Source organism: Candidatus Pseudothioglobus sp. uisw_142 (assembly GCF_059512465.1).
Genome location: NZ_CM183452.1, coordinates 1,713,085 through 1,733,880 on the forward strand (window position 1 = coordinate 1,713,085; position 20,796 = coordinate 1,733,880).

Annotated in this window: 20 protein-coding genes; 17 read left to right on the forward strand and 3 right to left on the reverse strand. The window is 39.6% G+C overall.

Going from position 1 to position 20,796, the window contains the following annotated elements; all coding sequences use genetic code 11:
- The 17 genes from AC5YGB_RS08780 to AC5YGB_RS08860 all read left to right on the forward strand — a co-directional run bounded on the left by AC5YGB_RS08780 (position 1) and on the right by AC5YGB_RS08860 (position 18,259).
- Positions 1 to 519 (forward strand): SCP2 sterol-binding domain-containing protein, encoded by a 519-nt coding sequence (locus AC5YGB_RS08780; RefSeq protein WP_496137289.1) that lies wholly within the window; start codon positions 1 to 3, stop codon positions 517 to 519.
- A complete protein-coding gene (gene ubiB / locus AC5YGB_RS08785) occupies positions 520 to 2,124 on the forward strand; it encodes a ubiquinone biosynthesis regulatory protein kinase UbiB (protein WP_496137290.1) in 1,605 nt (534 codons plus the stop codon). It begins immediately after the preceding gene.
- Positions 2,125 to 2,246: 122 nt separating this feature from the next.
- On the forward strand, positions 2,247 to 2,939 hold the full coding sequence (locus tag AC5YGB_RS08790) for a 50S ribosomal protein L25/general stress protein Ctc (RefSeq protein ID WP_065353098.1): 693 nt from the start codon (positions 2,247 to 2,249) through the stop codon (positions 2,937 to 2,939).
- Between the two features lie 48 nt (positions 2,940 to 2,987).
- Positions 2,988 to 3,554: an aminoacyl-tRNA hydrolase gene (pth, locus tag AC5YGB_RS08795; RefSeq protein WP_496137291.1), complete on the forward strand. Its 567-nt coding sequence runs from the start codon at positions 2,988 to 2,990 to the stop codon at positions 3,552 to 3,554.
- A gap of 15 nt (positions 3,555 to 3,569) precedes the next feature.
- Positions 3,570 to 4,661: a redox-regulated ATPase YchF gene (gene ychF, locus AC5YGB_RS08800; protein WP_496137292.1), complete on the forward strand. Its 1,092-nt coding sequence runs from the start codon at positions 3,570 to 3,572 to the stop codon at positions 4,659 to 4,661.
- A gap of 12 nt (positions 4,662 to 4,673) precedes the next feature.
- Positions 4,674 to 6,200: a 2,3-bisphosphoglycerate-independent phosphoglycerate mutase gene (gene gpmI, locus AC5YGB_RS08805; RefSeq protein ID WP_496137293.1), complete on the forward strand. Its 1,527-nt coding sequence runs from the start codon at positions 4,674 to 4,676 to the stop codon at positions 6,198 to 6,200.
- An 11-nt stretch (positions 6,201 to 6,211) separates the two neighbouring features.
- Positions 6,212 to 6,886: a ribulose-phosphate 3-epimerase gene (gene rpe / locus AC5YGB_RS08810; RefSeq protein WP_496137294.1), complete on the forward strand. Its 675-nt coding sequence runs from the start codon at positions 6,212 to 6,214 to the stop codon at positions 6,884 to 6,886.
- A gap of 111 nt (positions 6,887 to 6,997) precedes the next feature.
- Positions 6,998 to 8,299 carry an O-acetylhomoserine aminocarboxypropyltransferase/cysteine synthase family protein gene (locus tag AC5YGB_RS08815; protein ID WP_020023712.1) on the forward strand — a complete coding sequence of 434 codons (1,302 nt, stop codon included), beginning with the start codon at positions 6,998 to 7,000 and terminating at the stop codon, positions 8,297 to 8,299.
- The gene (locus tag AC5YGB_RS08820; protein ID WP_020023713.1) at positions 8,299 to 9,090 is read left to right on the forward strand and encodes an alpha/beta fold hydrolase; all 792 of its coding nucleotides are present in this window, start codon (positions 8,299 to 8,301) and stop codon (positions 9,088 to 9,090) included. The genes AC5YGB_RS08815 and AC5YGB_RS08820 overlap by 1 nt, the downstream gene beginning before the upstream one ends.
- Positions 9,087 to 11,381 (forward strand): 3-hydroxyacyl-CoA dehydrogenase/enoyl-CoA hydratase family protein, encoded by a 2,295-nt coding sequence (locus tag AC5YGB_RS08825; RefSeq protein WP_271802819.1) that lies wholly within the window; start codon positions 9,087 to 9,089, stop codon positions 11,379 to 11,381. Before AC5YGB_RS08820 ends, AC5YGB_RS08825 begins: the two co-directional genes overlap by 4 nt.
- Before the next feature lie 11 nt (positions 11,382 to 11,392).
- Positions 11,393 to 13,006 (forward strand): long-chain-fatty-acid--CoA ligase, encoded by a 1,614-nt coding sequence (locus AC5YGB_RS08830; RefSeq protein ID WP_496137295.1) that lies wholly within the window; start codon positions 11,393 to 11,395, stop codon positions 13,004 to 13,006.
- Positions 13,006 to 14,760, forward strand: a complete 1,755-nt coding sequence (locus AC5YGB_RS08835) for an acyl-CoA dehydrogenase family protein (protein ID WP_496137296.1) — start codon at positions 13,006 to 13,008, stop codon at positions 14,758 to 14,760. The genes AC5YGB_RS08830 and AC5YGB_RS08835 overlap by 1 nt, the downstream gene beginning before the upstream one ends.
- 75 nt (positions 14,761 to 14,835) lie before the next feature.
- Positions 14,836 to 15,378: a ZrgA family zinc uptake protein gene (locus AC5YGB_RS08840; protein ID WP_496137297.1), complete on the forward strand. Its 543-nt coding sequence runs from the start codon at positions 14,836 to 14,838 to the stop codon at positions 15,376 to 15,378.
- 11 nt (positions 15,379 to 15,389) lie between these two features.
- Positions 15,390 to 16,049, forward strand: coding sequence for an ATP-binding cassette domain-containing protein (locus tag AC5YGB_RS08845; protein WP_496137298.1), 660 nt, complete (start codon positions 15,390 to 15,392; stop codon positions 16,047 to 16,049).
- Complete coding sequence (locus AC5YGB_RS08850) at positions 16,042 to 17,289, forward strand: FtsX-like permease family protein (protein WP_020023719.1); 1,248 nt, start codon at positions 16,042 to 16,044, stop codon at positions 17,287 to 17,289. The genes AC5YGB_RS08845 and AC5YGB_RS08850 overlap by 8 nt, the downstream gene beginning before the upstream one ends.
- On the forward strand, positions 17,290 to 17,850 hold the full coding sequence (locus tag AC5YGB_RS08855) for a DUF3299 domain-containing protein (protein WP_496137299.1): 561 nt from the start codon (positions 17,290 to 17,292) through the stop codon (positions 17,848 to 17,850). It abuts the gene before it with no gap.
- Positions 17,843 to 18,259, forward strand: a complete 417-nt coding sequence (locus tag AC5YGB_RS08860) for a transcriptional repressor (RefSeq protein WP_496137300.1) — start codon at positions 17,843 to 17,845, stop codon at positions 18,257 to 18,259. Before AC5YGB_RS08855 ends, AC5YGB_RS08860 begins: the two co-directional genes overlap by 8 nt.
- Before the next feature lie 87 nt (positions 18,260 to 18,346).
- Here AC5YGB_RS08860 and AC5YGB_RS08865 read toward each other — a convergent pair whose 3' ends face one another.
- From AC5YGB_RS08865 to AC5YGB_RS08875, 3 genes are read right to left on the reverse strand one after another with little or no spacing between them, the layout of a single operon-like run.
- Positions 18,347 to 18,868, reverse strand: a complete 522-nt coding sequence (locus AC5YGB_RS08865) for a heme-binding protein (RefSeq protein WP_496137301.1) — start codon at positions 18,866 to 18,868, stop codon at positions 18,347 to 18,349.
- Positions 18,869 to 18,882: 14 nt separating this feature from the next.
- Positions 18,883 to 19,761, reverse strand: coding sequence for a DUF1295 domain-containing protein (locus AC5YGB_RS08870; RefSeq protein WP_496137302.1), 879 nt, complete (start codon positions 19,759 to 19,761; stop codon positions 18,883 to 18,885).
- Complete coding sequence (locus tag AC5YGB_RS08875) at positions 19,758 to 20,795, reverse strand: class I SAM-dependent methyltransferase (RefSeq protein ID WP_496137303.1); 1,038 nt, start codon at positions 20,793 to 20,795, stop codon at positions 19,758 to 19,760. Before AC5YGB_RS08875 ends, AC5YGB_RS08870 begins: the two co-directional genes overlap by 4 nt.
- Between the last annotated feature and the right edge of the window lies 1 nt (position 20,796).

The window sequence follows — 20,796 nt, forward strand, 5'->3', positions numbered from 1 at the left end:
ATGTTTCGTCTTGCCATTGAAAAAGCGCTCAACCTTATGATCAATGCTAATAACGTTGACATATCTCACATTGATAATAAAATTATTAGCTTAAATGTTGATGAGATTGACTTGAGATTATTTTTTTTGTGTCTAAATGCTCGTATCTTTGTTATAAACAATACTCAAAATGAAAAAACTGATGTTGAAATAAGAATGAATAAAGTATCGTTCCTATCTTTATTTAAAGGTGTCGCTTTAGAAGATTTAATCGAAAAAGAAGATATAGAGATTAATGGAAGTATTAAAACAGCACAACAACTTGCAGACCTTCTGGCCTCATCTTCAATTGACATAGAGGAACTGATTTCACAATATACAGGTGACATTATTGCACACCAGGTTGGTCAATCATTTAAGCAGATTAAAAACATGTCATTAAAAAATGATGGTTCAATCATTGACACTTTAAAAGAAGAGCTAACCACCCTTTTAATAGCGCCCAGTCGATCAACAATTTTTAAAAGCAGGGCATCATAAATGAAGAGTTTGTTTCGATTTTTAAGCATTTTAAGAACACTTATTCGTTATAGGTTAGACCACTTAATACTATCTACTTCTTTTCTAAAAAGCCTAAAGCCTTTAATCTATTTAACTCCATGGCATTATTTTCCTAGCAAAAAGTTTTCAAGGGGCGAGCGGATTCGTTTGGCGCTTGAAGAGCTAGGGCCGATATTTATTAAGTTCGGCCAAACTTTATCTACGCGCAAAGATCTTTTGCCTGATGACATTGGCATTGAACTAGCCAAACTTCAAGATAAGTGTCCTCCTTTTCCTGCTGATGAGTCAAAAGCAATTATTGAAGATGCGCTTGGTGGCGAAGTTTCCAAACTTTTTTCTTCCTTCGATGACACCCCCCTTGCTTCAGCCTCCATAGCACAAGTTCATACTGCTATAACTCAAAAAGGCGAAGAGATCATTGTTAAGGTGGTTCGCCCAGGAATTGAAAAACAAATTAAAAGAGATATTAGACTTTTATATACTTTGGCCAGCCTAGCTGAAAGACATCAAGATGGAAAAAGACTTAGGCCAAAAGAAGCTGTTGCTGAATTTGAGAGCATTATTTACAACGAATTGAACATGATGGTTGAGGCAGCTAATGCATCACTTTTAGGTAAAAATTTCAGTAACTCTAGCCTCTTGTATGTTCCTAAAGTTCACTGGGACCTTTGTCGTTCAAATGTCTTAGTTACTGAACGAATTTATGGAACTCCAGTAAACGACATAGAGGCCTTAAAAAAGAAAAAAGTTGACTTTAAGTCCCTTGCAGAAGATGGTGTAATCATATTTTTTACTCAAGTATTCGACCATAACTTTTTCCACGCAGATATGCACCCTGGTAACATTTTTGTAGGTGAGAATAATCAATATACTGGTGTTGATTTTGGAATCATGGGCACGCTCACTGAAGCTGATCAGTATTATTTAGCTCAAAACTTTTTAGCTTTTTTCAACCAAGATTACAAAAAAGTATCCCAAGTTCACTTAGAGTCTGGATGGATTCCTGAGGGAACTAATGTAATGGAATTTGAAAATGCCATAAGAAGCGTTTGTGAACCAATTTTTGAAAAACCTCTCAGTGAAATTTCTTTTGGTCAAGTTTTATTGAGCCTGCTAAAGGAAGCAAAGCGTTTTGACATGGAGGTGCAACCTCAGCTACTTCTGCTATATAAGACATTGCTTAATATCGAGGGCTTAGGACGTTCTCTTTATCCTGATCTTGACCTTTGGGCCACAGCAAAACCTTATCTAGAAAAGCTTGCTAAAGAAAAGTTTAGCCTCAAAAGCACTCTAAGGAAAATGTCTGATCAGATGCCTCAGCTAATTTCAGAGCTGCCTGAAATACCAATGCTGTTAATTAATGCTCTTAAAGAAATTGAAAGCGGTTCATTTAAGAAAGAAAACTCAAAAAAACAAACTGAAGCCATCGTGTCTCAACTTAAGGAGAATGCAACTAAACAGCGATCGGCAATTTTTGCTCTAGTGTTCATAATAAGTGCAGGATTACTTGCCACCCAATCAGCTTGGGTTTTGACTATTGCCAGCTCAACTTTCGGTATTATATTTTGGCTAAAGTCACGATAGAGAAATTTAGTTATTGGAAAAAGATTTCAGGTAAAATGTTCCCCCAGTCTATCTGGTCGCAAGATAGACAAATTGGTTGCACCGCATGATGTGGTGTTTTTTCATTTAATGGAGAACTCAAAATGAGCATTACAGTAAACGCCATAGAGCGTAAAGACCAGGGGAAAGGTGCGAGCCGCCGCCTGAGAAAAGAAGAGAAAGTTCCTAGCATTATTTATGGTGGTAAAGCTGCCCCAAAAATGATTTCGCTTAGCATTCACGAAATCACTCACTTACTAGAGGATGAAAATACATTTACATCTGTATTAGACTTGGTTGTGGGAAAAGAGACAGATTCTGTCGTTCTAAAAGACATACAGCGCCATCCCGCAAAAAATGTTGTTACTCATATTGACTTTTTACGAGTAGATGCCAAACAAACTCTGGTTACAACTACACCACTTCACTTTATTGGTGTGGAAGAGAATGAGGCGTTAAGACTAGGCAATATGCTTAATCAGTTTGTTGTTTCTGTTGAAATCTCTTGTCTACCAAAGGATCTTCCTCATGGTATTGACGTAGATGTAACTAAGCTTGAAATTGGCGATCATCTCTCATTAACGGATCTAGTATTGCCTGAAGGTGTTGTTATTACCTCACTTCAACATGAGGATATTGAAGCGCACGACCAAACAGTATGCTCTGTCTCAGAGCCTAAGATTGTTGAAGAGGAAGAGGAAGAAGTTATTGAGGGTGAAGAAGGCTCTGAAGATGGTGACGCAGACCAAGCTGATGAATCTGAAGGCTCAAATAATGATGGTGACGACACAGAATAAAGTATCGTCAGCCTTGTTGTCTCAACAAGCGTAAAATGAAGCGTTGTAATGATTAAACTAATTGTTGGACTGGGAAACCCCGGAAAAAATTATCAGGAACATCGTCACAACGCTGGCTTTTGGTTTGTTGAGTCTCTAGCGTCTATTAAAGACTCTAAATTTACAAGTCAGTCGAAGTTTTTAGGAGAAACTACGAGCGTTGCCTTTGGCTCAAACAAGGTTTTTCTTCTTAAGCCCCAAACCTTTATGAACAACTCTGGCGGATCTATTAAAAGCTTCCTAAGCTACTATGATATTTCACCAGAAGAGACTTTGGTTGTGCATGATGAGCTTGACTTGCCTATTGGCGCTGTCAAAATAAAGCTTGCTGGTGGTCATGGCGGTCATAATGGACTGAGAGATACCATAAAAGCGCTTAACTCAAAGGACTTTTACCGCCTTAGAATTGGAGTCGCTCATCCAGGCTCTAAAGATGATGTAGTAGATTATGTTCTTAATGCTCCCGGTAAATCTGAATTAAGCAGCATAAAACAGGGGATGTCAAATGCAATGAGCATTATTGATCTCTTAGTGAATGGAAATTTTGAAGATGCTATGAAAGCTCTTCACACATAGTATTGGAGAAAGATAATGGGTTTTAAATGTGGCATTGTTGGATTGCCAAATGTTGGAAAGTCGACGCTATTTAATGCCCTGACTAAAGCTGGAATAGACTCAGAAAACTATCCTTTTTGTACAATTGAGCCCAATATTGGAATCGTTCCAGTAAATGACTCCCGATTACAAAGCCTTGCAAACATTGTAAGTCCTGAAAAGATCCTGCCAACAACCATGGAATTTGTTGACATAGCTGGACTTGTTGAAGGCGCATCAAAAGGAGAAGGCTTGGGGAACCAATTTCTCTCAAATATTCGTGAGACAGATGCCATTCTTCATGTTGTAAGATGTTTTGAAAATGATGATATTATCCATGTTTCAGGCAAAGTTAACCCTCTTGATGACATAGAAACGATTAATACAGAGCTTGCTTTAGCAGACCTTTTTAGCGTTGAAAAAGCTTACCAAAAGGCTATAAAAAATACCAAAGCTGGTCAAAAAGAAGGCTTACCTTTAAAAAACCTGCTTGAAAAAATTCTGCCAATACTTGAAGAGGGTTTAGCTGTTAGATCACTAGATCTCAATGAAGATGAAGACAAGCTTGCAAAAGGACTTCAGCTTCTCACGTCCAAACCCGTCCTGTATGTTGCTAATGTCAATGAGGATGGATTTGAAAATAATGCACATCTAACAGCTTTGACTAATTATGCGTCCAAAGAGAGAGGCCAAGTTGTATCGGTGTGTGCAGATATTGAGGCTGAAATTGCAGAACTTGAAGAGGAAGACAAACAAGGTTTTTTAGACGAAATGGGACAGACTGAGTCTGGACTCGATCGCTTAATCAAAGCGGGCTATAAGCTCCTTGGACTGCACACATATTTTACAGCTGGGCCCAAAGAAGTTAGGGCCTGGACAATTAATATTGGAGATTCTGCGCCAGCGGCCGCAGGTAAAATACATGGAGACTTTGAAAAGGGCTTTATTCGCGCTGAAACAATCTCTTACAATGACTTTATAGAAAATCAGGGCGAAAAAGGAGCTAAAGACGCTGGCAAGTTACGCTCTGAAGGAAAAGAATATGTTGTTAAAGATGGAGATATTGTTCACTTCTTATTTAATGTTTAAGTGTCCTCACAAATGAAAAATACAAAATTACTTCTAATTCTTGACGGATGGGGCTATTCAAGTAATTCTGCAAATAATGCTATTGCTCTAGCAAAAACGCCAAACTGGGATCTCTTTATAAAAAACTATCCTAATACACTTATTGGAACTTCCGGAGAAAGCGTTGGCCTGCCTATAGGTCAAATGGGAAACTCTGAAGTAGGTCACCTAACAATAGGATCTGGAAGAATTATTGAACAAGACTTTACTAGAATTGACAATGACATCGACTCTGGTGAATTTTTTAACAATAAAACTCTTTGTAAAGCTCTAGAACTGGCGTCTCAAAACAATAAAGCTGTCCACATTCTTGGCTTATTATCGGATGGCGGCGTTCACTCTCATCAAAATCATATTTTTGCAGCACTTGAGCTTGCCAAACAAAAAAACTGTAACCAAGTTTATTTTCATGTCTTTACCGATGGTCGTGATACCCCGCCAAACAGCGCCTCAAAATATATCGAACAACTAGAATCTAAAATTTCAGAAACAAATGTTGGAAGAATCGTCTCAGTAGTTGGCCGCTTTTATGCAATGGATAGAGATAACAGATGGGAGAGGGTTGCTCAGGCTTATGATTTAATTTCTGGAGAGAAGGCTGAGCGCTCCTCACAGAGCGCAATAGAGGCCATTCAACAGGCATATAAATTAGGTGAAAATGATGAGTTTATAGCTCCAACATCAATTGGTGAGGCCGTTAAAATCAATCAAGATGACCTTGTAATCTTTATGAATTACCGAGCAGACAGAGCAAGAGAAATAACGCTTGCTCTTACCTCTAGAGCATTTGATGAGTTTATCCGAAAACATTTTGTGAAGTGCAATTTTATTTGTCTAACAGAATATAAAAAAGACCTTAATCTAGAGTGTGCTTATCCGCCAATTTCAGTTAAAAATACCCTTGGTGACTGTGTCTCTAGCTCTGGCTTCAATCAACTAAGGATTGCTGAAACAGAAAAATATGCTCATGTTACTTTTTTCTTTAATGGTGGCGAGGAAGAAATCCTGCCTGGAGAAGATAGAAGGCTCATTCAATCGCCCAATGTCAAAACATATGACCTTCAGCCAGAAATGAGCGCATATGAGCTTACTGATAATCTTATTTCTGCGCTAGAAGAAAACAAATATAAGCTAATTGTATGTAACTTTGCCAATACTGATATGGTTGGCCATACTGGTAATCTAGATGCTGCTATTAAAGCTGTAGAAGCGGTTGACAATTGTCTCGGCAAAATATACAAAGTGGCCTCAGAGAATGCTACTGAGATTTTGATCACTGCTGACCATGGAAATGCAGAGCAGATGGTTGACTCTAATACTCAGAAGAGCCATACTGCTCACACCACAAATCCAGTGCCATTAATTTATATTGGAAAAAAGAAAGCCTCACTACTGGGGCCACATCTTGGTACACTTGCAGACTTGGCACCAACACTTTTAGCCCTCATGGACATTAAACAACCCGCTGAGATGTCTGGCCAAAACCTTTTAATTGAGTAACGGAGATAATCATGAAACAAGACAATTTTATTGCGCCTTCAATTCTCTCTGCAGATTTTGCCAAACTCGGCGAAGAGGTTGATAACGTTTTAGTTGCGGGTGCTGATATAGTGCATTTTGATGTGATGGACAATCATTATGTACCCAATCTAACAATTGGCCCTTTAGTTTGTGAAGCGTTAAGAAGCCATGGTGTAACTGCACCAATTGACGTCCATCTCATGGTCAAACCTGTGGACAGAATCATCCCTGACTTTGCTAGTGCCGGCGCCTCGTATATCACCTTTCATCCTGAAGCTTCAGATCATGTTGACCGTACGATTGGCCTGATTAAAGAAAGCGGCTGTAAAGCTGGACTAGTTTTTAATCCAGCCACACCTCTTCACTATCTAGAGCATACAATTGAACAACTCGATATGGTGCTGCTAATGTCCGTTAATCCAGGCTTTGGAGGACAATCTTTTATCCCTCATACTCTAGAAAAATTAAAAGCTGTCAGAAAACTAATTGACTCTCATGGCCTGGCAACAAGGCTTGAGATTGATGGCGGAGTTAAGATTGACAACATTAAAGAAATAGCCTCTGCCGGTGCTGATACATTTGTTGCAGGGTCTGCTATTTTTAATACTGAAAACTACAAAGCGACAATTGATAAAATGCGCTCAGAGCTGGCTTTAGCAAAGTAGCTTTTTATTCGCTTAAAGCTTTCAATTTTCGAAAGTAAATTCGCGTAATTTCAAAACAACTCTACAATTAGTTGTGAGAAAATATTGGTTTGTTTTCTAAAACTATTGCTTATGGGTAAGTCTTCCTTTTTTGGGCCTGAAACTATTTCGCTTCACACTGGGTATCAACCAGACCCTTCGTTTGGTAGTCGCGCCGTCCCGGTTTACCAAACAACATCTTATGTCTTCGAAACTGTAGATGATGCCGCTGCACTCTTTAACATAGAAAAAGGTGGTCACATATATAGCCGTATGACTAATCCAACAGTGGCTGTTTTAGAACAGAGAATTGCTGCACTTGAAGGGGGCGTTGGAGCAATCTGTACGGCTTCTGGAATGAGCGCCCTGTTTGTAACATTTGTAAGCTTATGTTCAGCTGGTGATCATATTGTAAGCGCCTCACAAATTTATGGGTCAACAGCGACCCTTCTTAAACACACACTTAAACGGTTTAACATTGATTGCACTTTTGTTTCTATTAATGATGAAAAAGCTCTTAAATCTGCCATTCAAGAAAATACAAAACTTATTTTTTGTGAATCGATTGGCAACCCTGGGCTTGAGGTTTCAGATCTTCCAAAAATTTCAAAAATAGCTCATCAAAATAGCTTGCCGCTCATAGTTGATGCAACTTTTTCAACGCCTATCCTTTGTAAACCTTTTGATCATGGCGTTGATGTTGTAGTTCACTCTGTGACTAAGTGGATGGGAGGTCATGGTGTTGCCGTTGGAGGAGTCATTGTTGATGGCGGAGCTTTTGACTGGGGCTCCTCTAAGAAACACCCTGTCCTCACTACTCCATACGAGCCATTTCATGGAATAAACTTCTGGGAGGAGTTTGGACCGTCAGCTCTTTCAATGAAAATTAGAGCTGAGTCTATGCGTGACTTTGGCCCTGCAATGAGTCCTCATAGTGCGTTCTTACTTCTCCAAGGAATTGAAACCCTTAGTCTGCGAATGAATCAACATGTAAAAAATGCGCTAAAACTTGCAAAATGGCTTCTTGAGCAATCCGCAGTTATGTGGGTTAATCATCCTGACTTGCCCGAAAATCCTACCTATGAAATTGCAAAAGCACTTTTCCCTAATGGTGCTGGATCAATGCTATGCTTCGGTGTTAAAGGAGGAAGAGAGGGTGGCGCAGCATTCATTAATGCTCTTAAATTATCTTCAAATTTAGCAAATGTTGGTGATTCTAGAACTTTGGTTTTGCATCCAGCTAGCACAACTCACTCTCGCCTTGATGATGAAGCGATGAAGGCTTCAGGCACTAGTCCTGACTTAATTCGAGTTTCAGTTGGAATAGAGTCTGTTTCAGATATTATTAATGATTTTAAAATCGGCCTTAAGGCAGTAGAAAAGGCAACTTCATAATGAACATTGTTGTTGAGGGAGTAAATATATTTGCAGCAACTGGAGGATGTGCTTTTGACCCAAAAAAACCGACAGTGGTTTTTGTTCATGGAAGTGGGCTAGATCATAGATCATGGGCTCTTCAGTCGAGATGGTTTGCCTTTCATGGTTACTCAGTATTTGCGCCTGACTTTCCAGGTCACAGCCTGTCAGAAGGAGAGCCCCTAAAGTCAATAGAGAGCATGGGCAAATGGCTTGTGAAAGCTATCAAGCATTCTGGTGCAGAATCTGTACATCTTGTAGGTCACTCTCAGGGCTTTCTTGTTGCTTTAGAAGCTGCAACGTTACTGGGAGAAAAGATAAAATCCCTAACAGCAGTTGCTAGCGCCTCTGCAATTCCTGTTAACGAGTCTCTAGTCGAAACTGCCAAAAAAAATACTGAAGAAGCTGCTGAGATGCTTTTGAAATGGGGCTTTGGATCTCTATCTCATTCAGGCAGTAGTGCCATTCCTGGAATGCAGCCGATAGGTATTGGACGACAAATCATGTCAAAGAATCCATTAGCTGAAGACCTCTTGGCTTGCAATAACTACAAAAATGGAGCTAACTGTGCAAAAGCAATTAAAGTGCCCTCAAATGTAATTCTGGCAACTGAAGATAAAAATACTCCTTACAAATTTGGACTAGAGTTAGCAGAGCTGCTGGGTGCAAAGACAACAACCATTTCTGGTGCTGGACATATGCTCCCTATAGAGTCGCCAAAGAGTACTTTAGATGCTATTAAAACATTCATTTTAAAAACAAGCTCATGAATAAAATTAAAAAAGTTGGCGTCATTGGCGCCGGAACAATGGGGGCTGGCATTGCTGGCCAAGTAGCAAACGCTGGCATAGAAGTGTGGCTTCTTGATCTTCCTTCTGATAGCGATAATGTTAACAGCTTGGCGGAGAGAGGCCTTCAAAGGCTCAAAGACCCAGATATGCCAGGGATTATGAGCAAAGAGGCCGAACAGCTTATTAATCTTGGAAACACCAGAGATCATTTTGATGAACTCAAAAATTGTGACTGGATTGCTGAAGCTGTTGTAGAAAGGCTTGATATAAAACAAGCGCTCTACCGGCAGCTTAATGAAAGCTGTAAAGACTCTACTATAATCACTTCTAATACCTCTACTATTCCGATTAGTCTTCTGACTGAAGGCATGCCAAAAAGCTTTTGTGAGCGTTTTGCAATTACTCATTTTTTTAATCCAGTTCGCTTCATGAGACTTCTAGAACTAGTTCGAGGTGAGCAAACTAGACAAGACGTTATGGACACACTTGATGTATTTTGTGAAACGATGCTTGGAAAGGGGGTTGTCCCTTGTCTCGATACGCCTGGCTTTCTTGCAAATCGAGTTGGTGTTTTTGCAATTCAGTGCGCCCTTCATAAGGCATTTAAATATAATCTCTCCCCAATAGAAGCGGATGCTTTTTTTGGAAGGCCCCTTGGTTTACCCAAAACTGGAGTATTTGGACTTTATGACTTGATTGGCATCGACCTTATGGCTGATGTTGCAAAAAGCCTGGAAAATATCTTGCCCGAAAACGATGCTTTTCATAAATACGCATCGCCAATAGAGTTCGTCTCTAACATGATTGCTAATGGCCAAACTGGGAATAAAAATGAACAGGGTTTTTATAAGCAGGCTGGAGATGAAAAAAAGGTTATCGACTTTTTACGTGGAGACTATGTTGATCATGAGAGACTGAAAACACCTTTGTTGGAAAAGGCGGAAAAAGTTGGTGTAACTGCAATTATCAGCGATGAAAGTAAATACGGCCTCTTCATTTGGGAGGTTCTCTCTGAGACTTTATGCTATGCAGCCTCATTAGTGCCAGAAGTTACTGAAGATCTTGCCCAAATTGATGATGCTATGAAGCTTGGCTATAACTGGGTTAAAGGGCCATTTGAACTTATTGATGAGATAGGTATCGATTACTTGGTCAACAGGCTTAAAAAAAGCGGCAAAGATGTACCTGACTTCCTTTTAAGTAGCTTAAACAATAAGTTTTATAATACTACCAATTCAGTCTTAAGTGTTCTATCTCCATCTGGAAAGCTTAGCCCAATTGTTAGGCCAAAAGGTGTTCTTAGGTTCTCTGAAGCAAGACAAACACTAGTGCCCATCAATGTTAATGAGTCTGCTAGTTGGTTTGAATATGAGGGTGCGGCCATAGTCGAGTTTCATTCAAAAGCAAATGCACTTGACAGTCAAAGCTTAGATATGATTTCTGAAGCAGTTACTTACTCAGAGAAAAAAGGACTTAGAGGTGTAATAGTACACAATGACTTTCAGCATTTTTCTTGTGGTGTTAGCCTTTGGAGTGTTAGAGAATGCTTTGAAAAAAATGATTTCGATGGGCTTGATGCCTTTCTTACCTATTTTCAAAATACAATGCTTCAAATGAGAGACTCGAAACTTCCTGTTATTGCTGCGCCAGTGGGTATGTCTATCGGAGGTGGATTTGAAGTTGTGTTGCATGCTGACCATGTAGTAAGCCACGCCAACTCTGTGATGGGCCTAGTTGAGTCTTTTGTTGGAGTTGTGCCAGCAGGAGGTGGGTGTAAAGAAATGCTTTATCGATGGACTGAAAAATTAAACGATACCCAAAAAGGGGCTTGGAAATCATTTATGAATATAGGCCTGGGTAGAAAAGCTAACTCGCCTCAAGAGGCTGATGCATTAGCTATGCGAAGGGCTGATGATGTATTTCAGATGAATCGTGATCGAATTTTAAATATTGCCCTTTCAAAACTTGACGACACAAAAAAAGCTAGCCAAAGGAGCCCACTTGCCTTATCAGGCGCTGAGCACTTCAAAGAAATGCTAGAATGGCTTGAGGTTAACAACAAAAAAGGAATGCTTACACCGCATGATGTCACTGTTGGAACCGAGATTGGCCGAATAATGTCTGGAGGTGACTGCCCAGCAGGCACTGTTTTTTCTGAACAGGAAATTTTAGATGCTGAGCGCTCTTCTTTTATCACTCTTGCGCAAACTCAAGAAACTCAAGCAAGAATTGTGTCCATGCTAGATAATGGCGTTACTCTAAGAAATTAACAGTTAAGGCTATGAATAAAAATCCTGCTAATTTTGTACCCCTTACTCCTATCTCTTTTTTACATAGAACTGCAGATATCTACGGAGAGCATCAGTCTGTTCTCTATGAAAATAGGTCTTATACCTGGAGAGAATCTAGAGAGAGGTGTGTTCGAATTGCCTCCAGTCTAAATGGTCATGGTGTCATGCCAGGAGACACCGTTTCAGTGCTCGCATTCAATACACCAGAAATGTTTGAGTCACATTTTTCAATTCCTATGGCGGGCGCAATTCTAAACACGATAAATATCAGGCTTGACGCTCCAACTATCGCTTATATTTTTGATGATAGCAATGCAAAAATGCTCTTTGTTGATAGAGAGCTTTATAGTGTTGCCTCAGAGGCACTAGCTATAGCCTCAGTTAGTCCAAAGATAGTTGTAATAGATGATTCTTTTGCCAGCTCACAGCCGGACGTCTCCAGTGAAGCAATAGACTATGAATCTCTTGTTAAAAATGGAGACCCTCTTTATAGCTGGACAATGCCCAGCGATGAGTGGAGCCCGCTCTCACTTAGCTACACCTCTGGAACAACAGGTAAGCCCAAGGGCGTGGTTTATCATCACCGTGGTTCGTATTTAATGAGCATGGGCACTGTTGTTGGCTGGAACCTTCCTAACCATCCTGTTTACTTATATTCTGTTCCATTATTTCATTGCAATGGTTGGGGACATGCCTGGACAATGGCCGCTCTTGCTGGGACCATAGTTTGCCTCAGGTCTTTTGATCCTGAAAAAGTATTTAGTTTGCTTGATGAGCACCGAGTCACTCATTTTGGCGGGGCTCCAATAATGCTTAATATGCTTGCCAACGCCTCTAAAGAGATAAAAAAATCATTTAAAAGAGAAATCAAGGTAATGACTGCTGGCGCCCCGCCTCCCGCGAAAGTTTTAGAAAGCATGATGTCGTTAGGATTTAACGTTATGCATGTCTATGGGCTGACAGAAACATATGGACATATTCTTCAAGCAGCTCCTCAGGCATCATGGCTCAATGAAAGTCCAGCAGAGCTTGCCAAACTAAGCTCCAGGCAGGGTGTTAGGTTTCCGATGACTGAAGATGTTAGTGTAATCGATCAAGAGACTGGTGAGCGCGTTCCTCACAACGGTGAAGCTATTGGTGAAATTGTGATTCGCTGCAATACTTGCATGATGGGCTACTGGAATAATCTTAAAGCCACAGAGGAGGCGTTTGCTAACGGCTGGTTTCATAGTGGTGACTTGGCAGTAATTCATAATGATGGCTATATCCAAATCAAGGATAGGTCAAAAGATATTATCATTTCGGGTGGCGAAAATATTTCCTCAGTAGAGGTCGAAAATGTTCTTTACCAGCACCCCTCAGTTGGAGAGGCTGCAGTTGTTGCAATGTCAGATGAAAAATGGGGAGAAGTGCCCTGTGCTTTTGTCGAGCTTAAGCCCAATGAAGAGGCATCTGAAGACGAGTTAATTGCTTTTTGCAAAGATAACATGGCTAAATTTAAAAGGCCAAAAAAAGTTGTTTTTGGCTCGCTTCCAAAAACTGCAACAGGCAAAATTCAGAAGCACGAATTAAGGGCGGCTATTAAAAAACTAGGAGAAGAGTGATGTCAAACTATACTGCTCCAGTTGAAGATATGGGCTTTGTTTTAAAAGAGGTTGTTGAGATTGAAAAGCTTTGTAATGAAACTGGGCTTGATAGCTCAACAGTTGAAATAATTGATACTGTTTTAGATGCTGCTGGTAAGCTTGCCAAAGAAGAAATAGAGCCCATCAATAAGTCTGGTGACTCAGAAGGCCTAAAGATAGATGACTCAGGAAAAGTCACAACTGCAGCCGGCTTTAAGGAGGCCTACCGACACTTTGTTGAAGGAGGCTGGGGATCACTGCAATTCTCTCCTGAATATGGGGGCCAAGGCGTCCCGTTTGTTGTTGCTGCAAGTGTTCAAGAAATGTGGCATTCTGCTAATATGTCATGGGGCCTATGCCCTCTTCTTACACAAGGAGCAGTTGAGGCTATCACACTCAATGCGACTGAAGGTCTCAAACAACGCTACCTTCCAAAACTAATCTCTGGAGAATGGAGCGGCACAATGAACCTTACGGAGGGTGATGCTGGAACTGATGTTGGCTCACTTAAAACGCGTGCAACTCAGAATGGAGAGCACTATTTAATCCGTGGTCAAAAAATTTATATCACCTGGGGTGAGCATGATATGTCTGAAAATATCATTCATTTGGTCTTAGCCCGACTGCCAAATGCTCCCGATGGAATTAAAGGCATTTCACTATTTTTAGTGCCAAAAATACTGGTTAATGATGATGGCACTCTTGGAAAGCCAAACGACTTAAAGGCATTGTCAATTGAACATAAAATTGGCATTCATGCATGCCCTACATGTGTCATGAGCTATGGCGAAATAGATGGGGCAGTTGGCTACCTGGTGGGTGAAGAGAATAAAGGAATACAGTGCATGTTCACAATGATGAACAACGCAAGACTTACTGTAGGCCTTCAAGGAGTTTCAATTTCAGAACGCGCATACCAGCAAGCACTTAGTTTTTGCAATGAGCGTGTTCAAGGCGTTGCCCCTGGCTTCACAGATATTGGCCCTATTATTAGGCATCCAGATGTTCAAAGAATGTTAGCTAATATGAAGTCAATCACACAGGGCTCTCGTGTATTAACATATGCAGCTTGTGCCGAGGTAGACTACTCTTTAAGCAAGCTTCCACTCGAGAACCTAGAAAAACACGAAAGGAGGCTTGGACTATTGACCCCAATAGTTAAGGGCTGGTGCACAGAGACTGCTCAGGAGGTTGCCTCTTTAAGTCTCCAGTGCCATGGAGGAATGGGCTATGTTGAGGAAACGGGTATTGCTCAAATCCTAAGAGATGCACGAATTTTGCCAATTTATGAGGGGACAAATGGCATTCAAGCGATGGATCTTATGGGCAGAAAGATTATTAGTGATGGTGGATTGGGCGCCCGAGAGCTAATTTCAGAGATGAAAGAATGTACTAAAAATCCAGCAATTGCGGAGTTAGTTTCTGTCTCTCAGTTAAAACGCTTTTCAAAATCTATTGATGACCTTGACAGCACTATTACAATTATTATAAATCACTCAGATAATAAAGAGCTAGTTGGAAAAATTGCCTTTGATACGCTCATGATGGCTGGCACAATTACAGCGTCTTGGCAGATGCTATTAAGTCTTGATAGAGCATCAAATGCCGTGAATAATCATAAATCTTCAGCTGAGTTTTTAAAAGAGAAGGCTGACACTGTAAAGCATTTTATTGACTTTATCTTGCCTCGATATCTCTCGAGCTTTACAACGATATCCGCAAGCGCCGAGTAATTATTAACAACAAAGTTGTTGCAATACTATTGCGTTTACGTTATATTATTCTGTTTTAATCAAGCAGGGACTCATATGTTTAAACTTAGCTTTCTATCTTTACTGTTAGTTTCTTCCTTCGCAAGTGCTGAAGAGGCAAGACGTGCTAACGCGCATGTCCACGGACTAAACAACTTATCAATGGTTATCAGTCAAAACCAAGTTGCTATTACCTATGAAATGCCAATAGTCCAATTATTTGACGAGCATGACGAGCATGACGAGCATGATGAGCATGATGAACATGACGAGCATGATGAACATGACGAGCCAACCTTATCAGATGAATCATTAGCTGAATTTCAAAATTATTCGCAATTATTTGCACTTCCTGAAAGCGCTAATTGTGACTTAGTTTCTTTTGAGTCTGGACTTCATAGCGTTTCAACAGAAGGAGACCACAAAGATGTTGAATTAGCCTATGAATTTTCTTGCAATGAGCCAAGCCAATTAAAAAGCATTACAATTAATGCATTTAATCGCTTTAGCGAACTAGAAACTTTAAACTTCGAGGCAGTAATAAATAATAAAGCTATAACAAAAAGCCTAAAATCAGATGTCAATAAAGTAATATTTTAAATGAGGATCTGATGCTAGAAACGCTAGGTCTGGAATACCATTATCAACAAGGTAAAAAAATTGTATTTCCAGACATAGGGCTTAAAAGGGGACAGCGATTATTGATTAGTGGCTTTTCAGGCTGTGGCAAGACTACCCTGCTCAGCCTGATTGCTGGAGCCTTAAAGCTTCAAGCGGGTGATATTAAGTTTGATGGCATTAACTACTCTACAATGTCCTCTCTGCTTTTAGATCAATTTAGGGCTGATCACATTGGCTATATTTTTCAAACGCTAAACCTAATTCCATTTTTAAGTGTTTCCGAAAATATCGCTTTGGGTATTAGATTCTCTCAATCTAGAAAATCTAAGGTTAGCAACTTAAACCAAGAAGTTGTAAGACTAGTTAGCTCCTTGGGGCTTGAAAGAGAAGCATTAAAAATACCAGTAAGTCGCTTAAGTGTTGGACAGCAGCAACGAGTTGCGGCTGCTAGAGCTTTAATTGGCAAGCCAGATTTAATTCTTGCTGACGAGCCAACATCTGCCCTTGACTCTGACACAACTAAAAAATTTTTAAACGAAGTCATGGAGACTTTCGATTCAAATAAACAAGCAATTATCATGGTAAGTCATGACGAGTCAATTGCACCTTACTTTGACACTGTCATAGATTTTAATAAACACTATGCTTAGTCTTTTACTTAAATCTATGCGCTCAAGAATTATTCCAACATCGCTTGTAACGATATCCTTGATGGCTTCAATGGTTCTGCTGTTAAGCATAGAACGAATTCAACAAGGCACAGAAGAGGGCTTTAATCAAAGCATTTCAGGAGTTGATGCAATTATTGGGCCTAGGTCTAGCTCACTTGAATTAGTTTTATATACTGTTTTTCATCTTGGCAGGCCAACAAACAACATCACAACAAAGACTATCAATGAAATCAAGCTGAGAAGTGATATAAGCTGGCTAGTTCCAATTGCATTAGGAGATAGTCACAGAGGATTTAGGGTTGTGGCAACTCAACCAAATTACTTTGAGCACATTAAATACAGAAATAGCCAATCATTAACTTTTATGAATGGAGTGGCATTTTCTGAATTATCAGAGGCAGTCCTAGGATCTGATGTTGCTGAAAGACTTAACTATAAAGTCGGCTCAGAAATTCAAGTCACCCATGGCTCAGTTGAGTCAATAGGTAGCAAGCATGATGACTTTTCATTCAAGGTTACTGGGGTTCTTAACAAAACAGGAACCCCAATTGATCAAGCTATTTTTTTGGATCTTAAAGGCTATGAGCTGCTTCACCTTGGATGGATGAGTGGTAAAAAAATATTCAGCCTTGATGATATTGACTTGTCTTCTCTTCCAGCTGATGCTTTAGAACCAAAAACTGTTACAGCTGCATTTGTGGGCCTCAAGTCAAAGATAACTTTATTTAACTTCAGCAAGAGCATTAGAGAATATCCAAAAGAGGCGATATCTGCTGTAATACCTGGAATAGCATTGTCAGAGCTTTGGTCAATTGTTAGACTAGTTGATAAAGGATTTCAGCTTTTAAGTTGGATTATTATTACAATCAGTCTCATTGCAATGGTCACTTTAATTATTGCTAGTTTAGATAACCGAAAACAGGAAATGACAATTTATAGAGCCAATGGGGCCTCACCAAAATTTTTAGCCATAATGGTAATATGTGAGTCTCTTGTAATTGGGCTGATAGCAATTATTGGTGCAATTATTCTTGTAACAATTGTTACTTATTTTGCAGCCGCCCAGTTAAACCTAGCTTTGGGCGTTTCGCCTTCTTTTAGGTGGATTAGCATAGATGAAATTAAAGTTTTTAGCTTTATTTTATTAGCTGGAGCCTTAAGCAGCTTGATTCCAGCAATCATGGTTTTTAGAAAAAATTTACATCAAACATTAAGCTAAATGACAAAAAAAATAATAATTACCGCTTTACTTTTTTTCTCAATAAGCTCTTTTGCCATAGTTGTAACTGATGAGCAACTGACTACTATAGAAGACAACTGGTTGAGCCTTGAGCCAGCAGATGCTTATGATTTTATTCCTGAAGACTTAACCTATGAAACATATAGCAGCCCTGAATTTCAAGCCAAATTAGAAGCAGCCGGGACAAAGCTTAAAGAATCTTTAGAGGGAGTAGATATTGTCCTTGCTGGCTTCATGGTCCCAGTTGAATATGTTGGGTCTGATGTCAGTAAGTTTTTACTTGTTCCAGAGGCTGGCCAATGTATTCACGTACCCCCGCCCCCCTTAAACCAAACAATTCTCGTAGATGTTTCAAGTGAGCCAACAAAATTTCGTGATTTATACATGCCAATAATCGTTTATGGGAGAATATCTGTAGGATCACAAAGCTTTGATATTGCTGATAGTGGATATACTGTTAGCGATGCAATGGTTGATACCTTGTATTTTAGTGAAGACGACGAGGAATATATCTATAACCTTGAGGATGCTCATGATTAGCAAAACCCAGTTAATGTCTAAATGCTTAGAGTCGGGAAGAAGTGCTACGCCTCAAAGAATGTCAATAATTGACGAGCTAGGCTCTGCAAGTACAAATCTATCTGCATATGAGCTTCGAGACTTGCTAAATGATAAAGGCTATTCATTTAACATTAGTACTATTTATAGAGTCTTAGACTTTTGGATTGATATCGGGGTTGTGCATAAAATGGATTCAAGCAATACTTATCTAGTTTGTAATGATAGTCACACTCACCATTTCCATGTGTTACTTCACTGCACTAGCTGTAAATCCGTACAAGAGTCTTGTCAGCTCTCAGAACAGCTATCATTGCCTAATAGCAACAAGTTTGCAGTTAATGATTCTCAGGCCGTTGAGATTAATGGTGTCTGCAATAAATGCCAATAAAAGTCATGGGCCTTTATTCACTTTACTGATCTAATTATGGTTAGTTTTTGGGAAGAAAAAGACAAGAATATGATACTAAAAAATTATTTATCTATTAATTCTTACCATTAGCTCGTTTTTGCGAAACATGGAAATTACATAAGGGGCATTAAACTGGGCAACCATAAAGCCACCGTATGTTTCAATGTTGTTCTGCTGGAGAAGCGTTGCAAATTTTTTTTGAAAGCTCTTGCTTCTAGACTCTGTCGCCCAACCCCCAAAAGCATATACTGCAACCTCGCCCAAAGTTTCTTTTTGAATTGAAACATTTTCTGTATTGGATTTAGGAAGATCCGTTAATGAGTGTTCTCTGGGCATAACAAAAGAAATATTATAAGCCTCTAAGTTCTCTGAAGGACAGTCAGCAATAACAGGGGCTGTCATTGCAATTTTCATTTCCTTATCGTTGCCGCCAAAAATATAATTAGCTATTCTTCTAAAACCAGACGATGTAGAGCCTCTATAATCTGAGCGAACTGATGTCGTGGCAATTATCATTTCACTGTAACAGCGGACTTCAAACCCATCATGTTCAGAGGTTAATTCGTATTGTGGAGTTTCAAGAGCCATATAGTATCAATTTGTTAGTGTCTTTTTCCAAAAAAAGGAATCAGTATGGGTGTTTTATTTTTGTATTCGACATAGGCTTTGTCTTTTCCCCATTTTTTTTCAGCCTTCTCTTCTAAAAAAGGAAGGCCACTTATTCTTGTCAAAAGAAGAAACACAAATACAGGAGAGACAAGGGTCACAAACTGCCAACTTGATAGAAATGGTAACGAGATGATTGCAATACCTGTCCACAAGATAATTTCTCCAAAATAGTTTGGGTGTCTAGAAACAGACCAAAGGCCATGACTGATAAACCTATCTATATTTTCAGGCTGTTCACTGAAGTGCTTTTTTTGTCTGTCAGCAACCACTTCAAAACCAAAGCCTAAAAGCCAAAGCACTGTTCCAAGAACAAAAAATACGCCAACTGGCTCAAGTGGGTTCAGTGTGATTATAGTTATAGCATTTACAGTAGTTAAGAAGACCCACAGGGCTGACAAAGTCCAGGTCATTAAAAATTTTGGAAGTGACTCTTTAATGTCTCTAAACCTTCTGTCTTCTCCAGCTTTCACTATTCTTTTATAAAGAAATATTCCCAGCCTTAATGTCCATACAGACACAAAAGTAGCAACGACCACTGCACGAATTGAGGCTTCTTCTCCAGAACTCAAGAGCGCAAATATTGAGGCTGAAACAACAAGAAGTGTTGCAATCATTCCCGTAAAGTCAAAATATTTTTCTGAGCTTGTAATTAATGAAGGCACTGCAATAATCCAATGCGTCACAAAACTTACAACAGCACAAAAAAGAATTACAGGAAGCCCATAAAAAACTACCCCCTCAACTGAAGCCGCTATAGCAATAACATACGCCGTTAGAATGCATAAGGCAATGGCGCCAAAATCTTTACTCATTGTGGCTTCTCAAAAAGATAGTGAGAAACTCCCCATTCAGCACCGCGGTTAAAGCCAAAAAGAACCTCACACGACATGAAAAAAATACGCCATCTTTGGAGCCATGAGTTGGCGTCGCTTTCACCATAAGTTTTCTTAAAGAGCTCTAAAACTTCAGCTTTATTTTTATCCATCTTTTGAAGCCAGGCGAGAGAGGTTTTTTCATAGTGAGTGCCACTCACCCTCCAGTCTTTTTCTATTTTCATTTGACCTGGAAAACTCATTAATAACCTATGGGAAGGCATTTGGCCTCCACTAAAAAACTCTCTTGCCATCCAATCAGCATCGTCATTATCTTCAAATGGATAGGCAATCTTCTGATGGGAGAAAATATGTACAAACAACTTCCCATTATTTTTAAGCCAAACGTTCACCCTTCCTAGCAATTTTTCATAGTTGCGCATATGCTCAAACATTTCAATGGAGACGACTCGGTCAAATAGCTTTGCCGTCTCAAAGTCATTCATATCGGCTGTAATTATTTCAACGTTTTTTAAATTGCGCTCTTTGCATCTTGTCTCAATAAATTGCCTCTGATCATTTGAGTTGCTGACTGCAGTAATTTTAGATTTTGGAAAACACTCTGCCATGTAAAGAGTTAAAGACCCCCATCCACAGCCCAACTCTAAAACATCTTGGCCGTCTACCAAGCCCGCCCTCTGAATTGTTAACTTGAGCATAGCAACTTCAGACTCATCTAACGAAGAGACACCCTCAGGCCATAGGCCCGAGCTGTACTTTAACCTATCTCCCAACACTAGTTCAAAAAGCCTTGGCGGAACCTCATAATGCTGTTCGTTTGCTTTTTCTGGCACAAGTGCAATTGGACTCTCTTTCAAAACATCAATCCAGGCAGAATGCTCTTGCTCCATTAGTGTCTCATTAGAGCTTGAAGCTTCAACTAAGCGTTGCCTGCAAAGACGCTTGATACCGATTCTAATTATTGCGTCTGGCAATAGTCCTTTTTCTGCAAGTAGTATTAATAAAGTAATCATA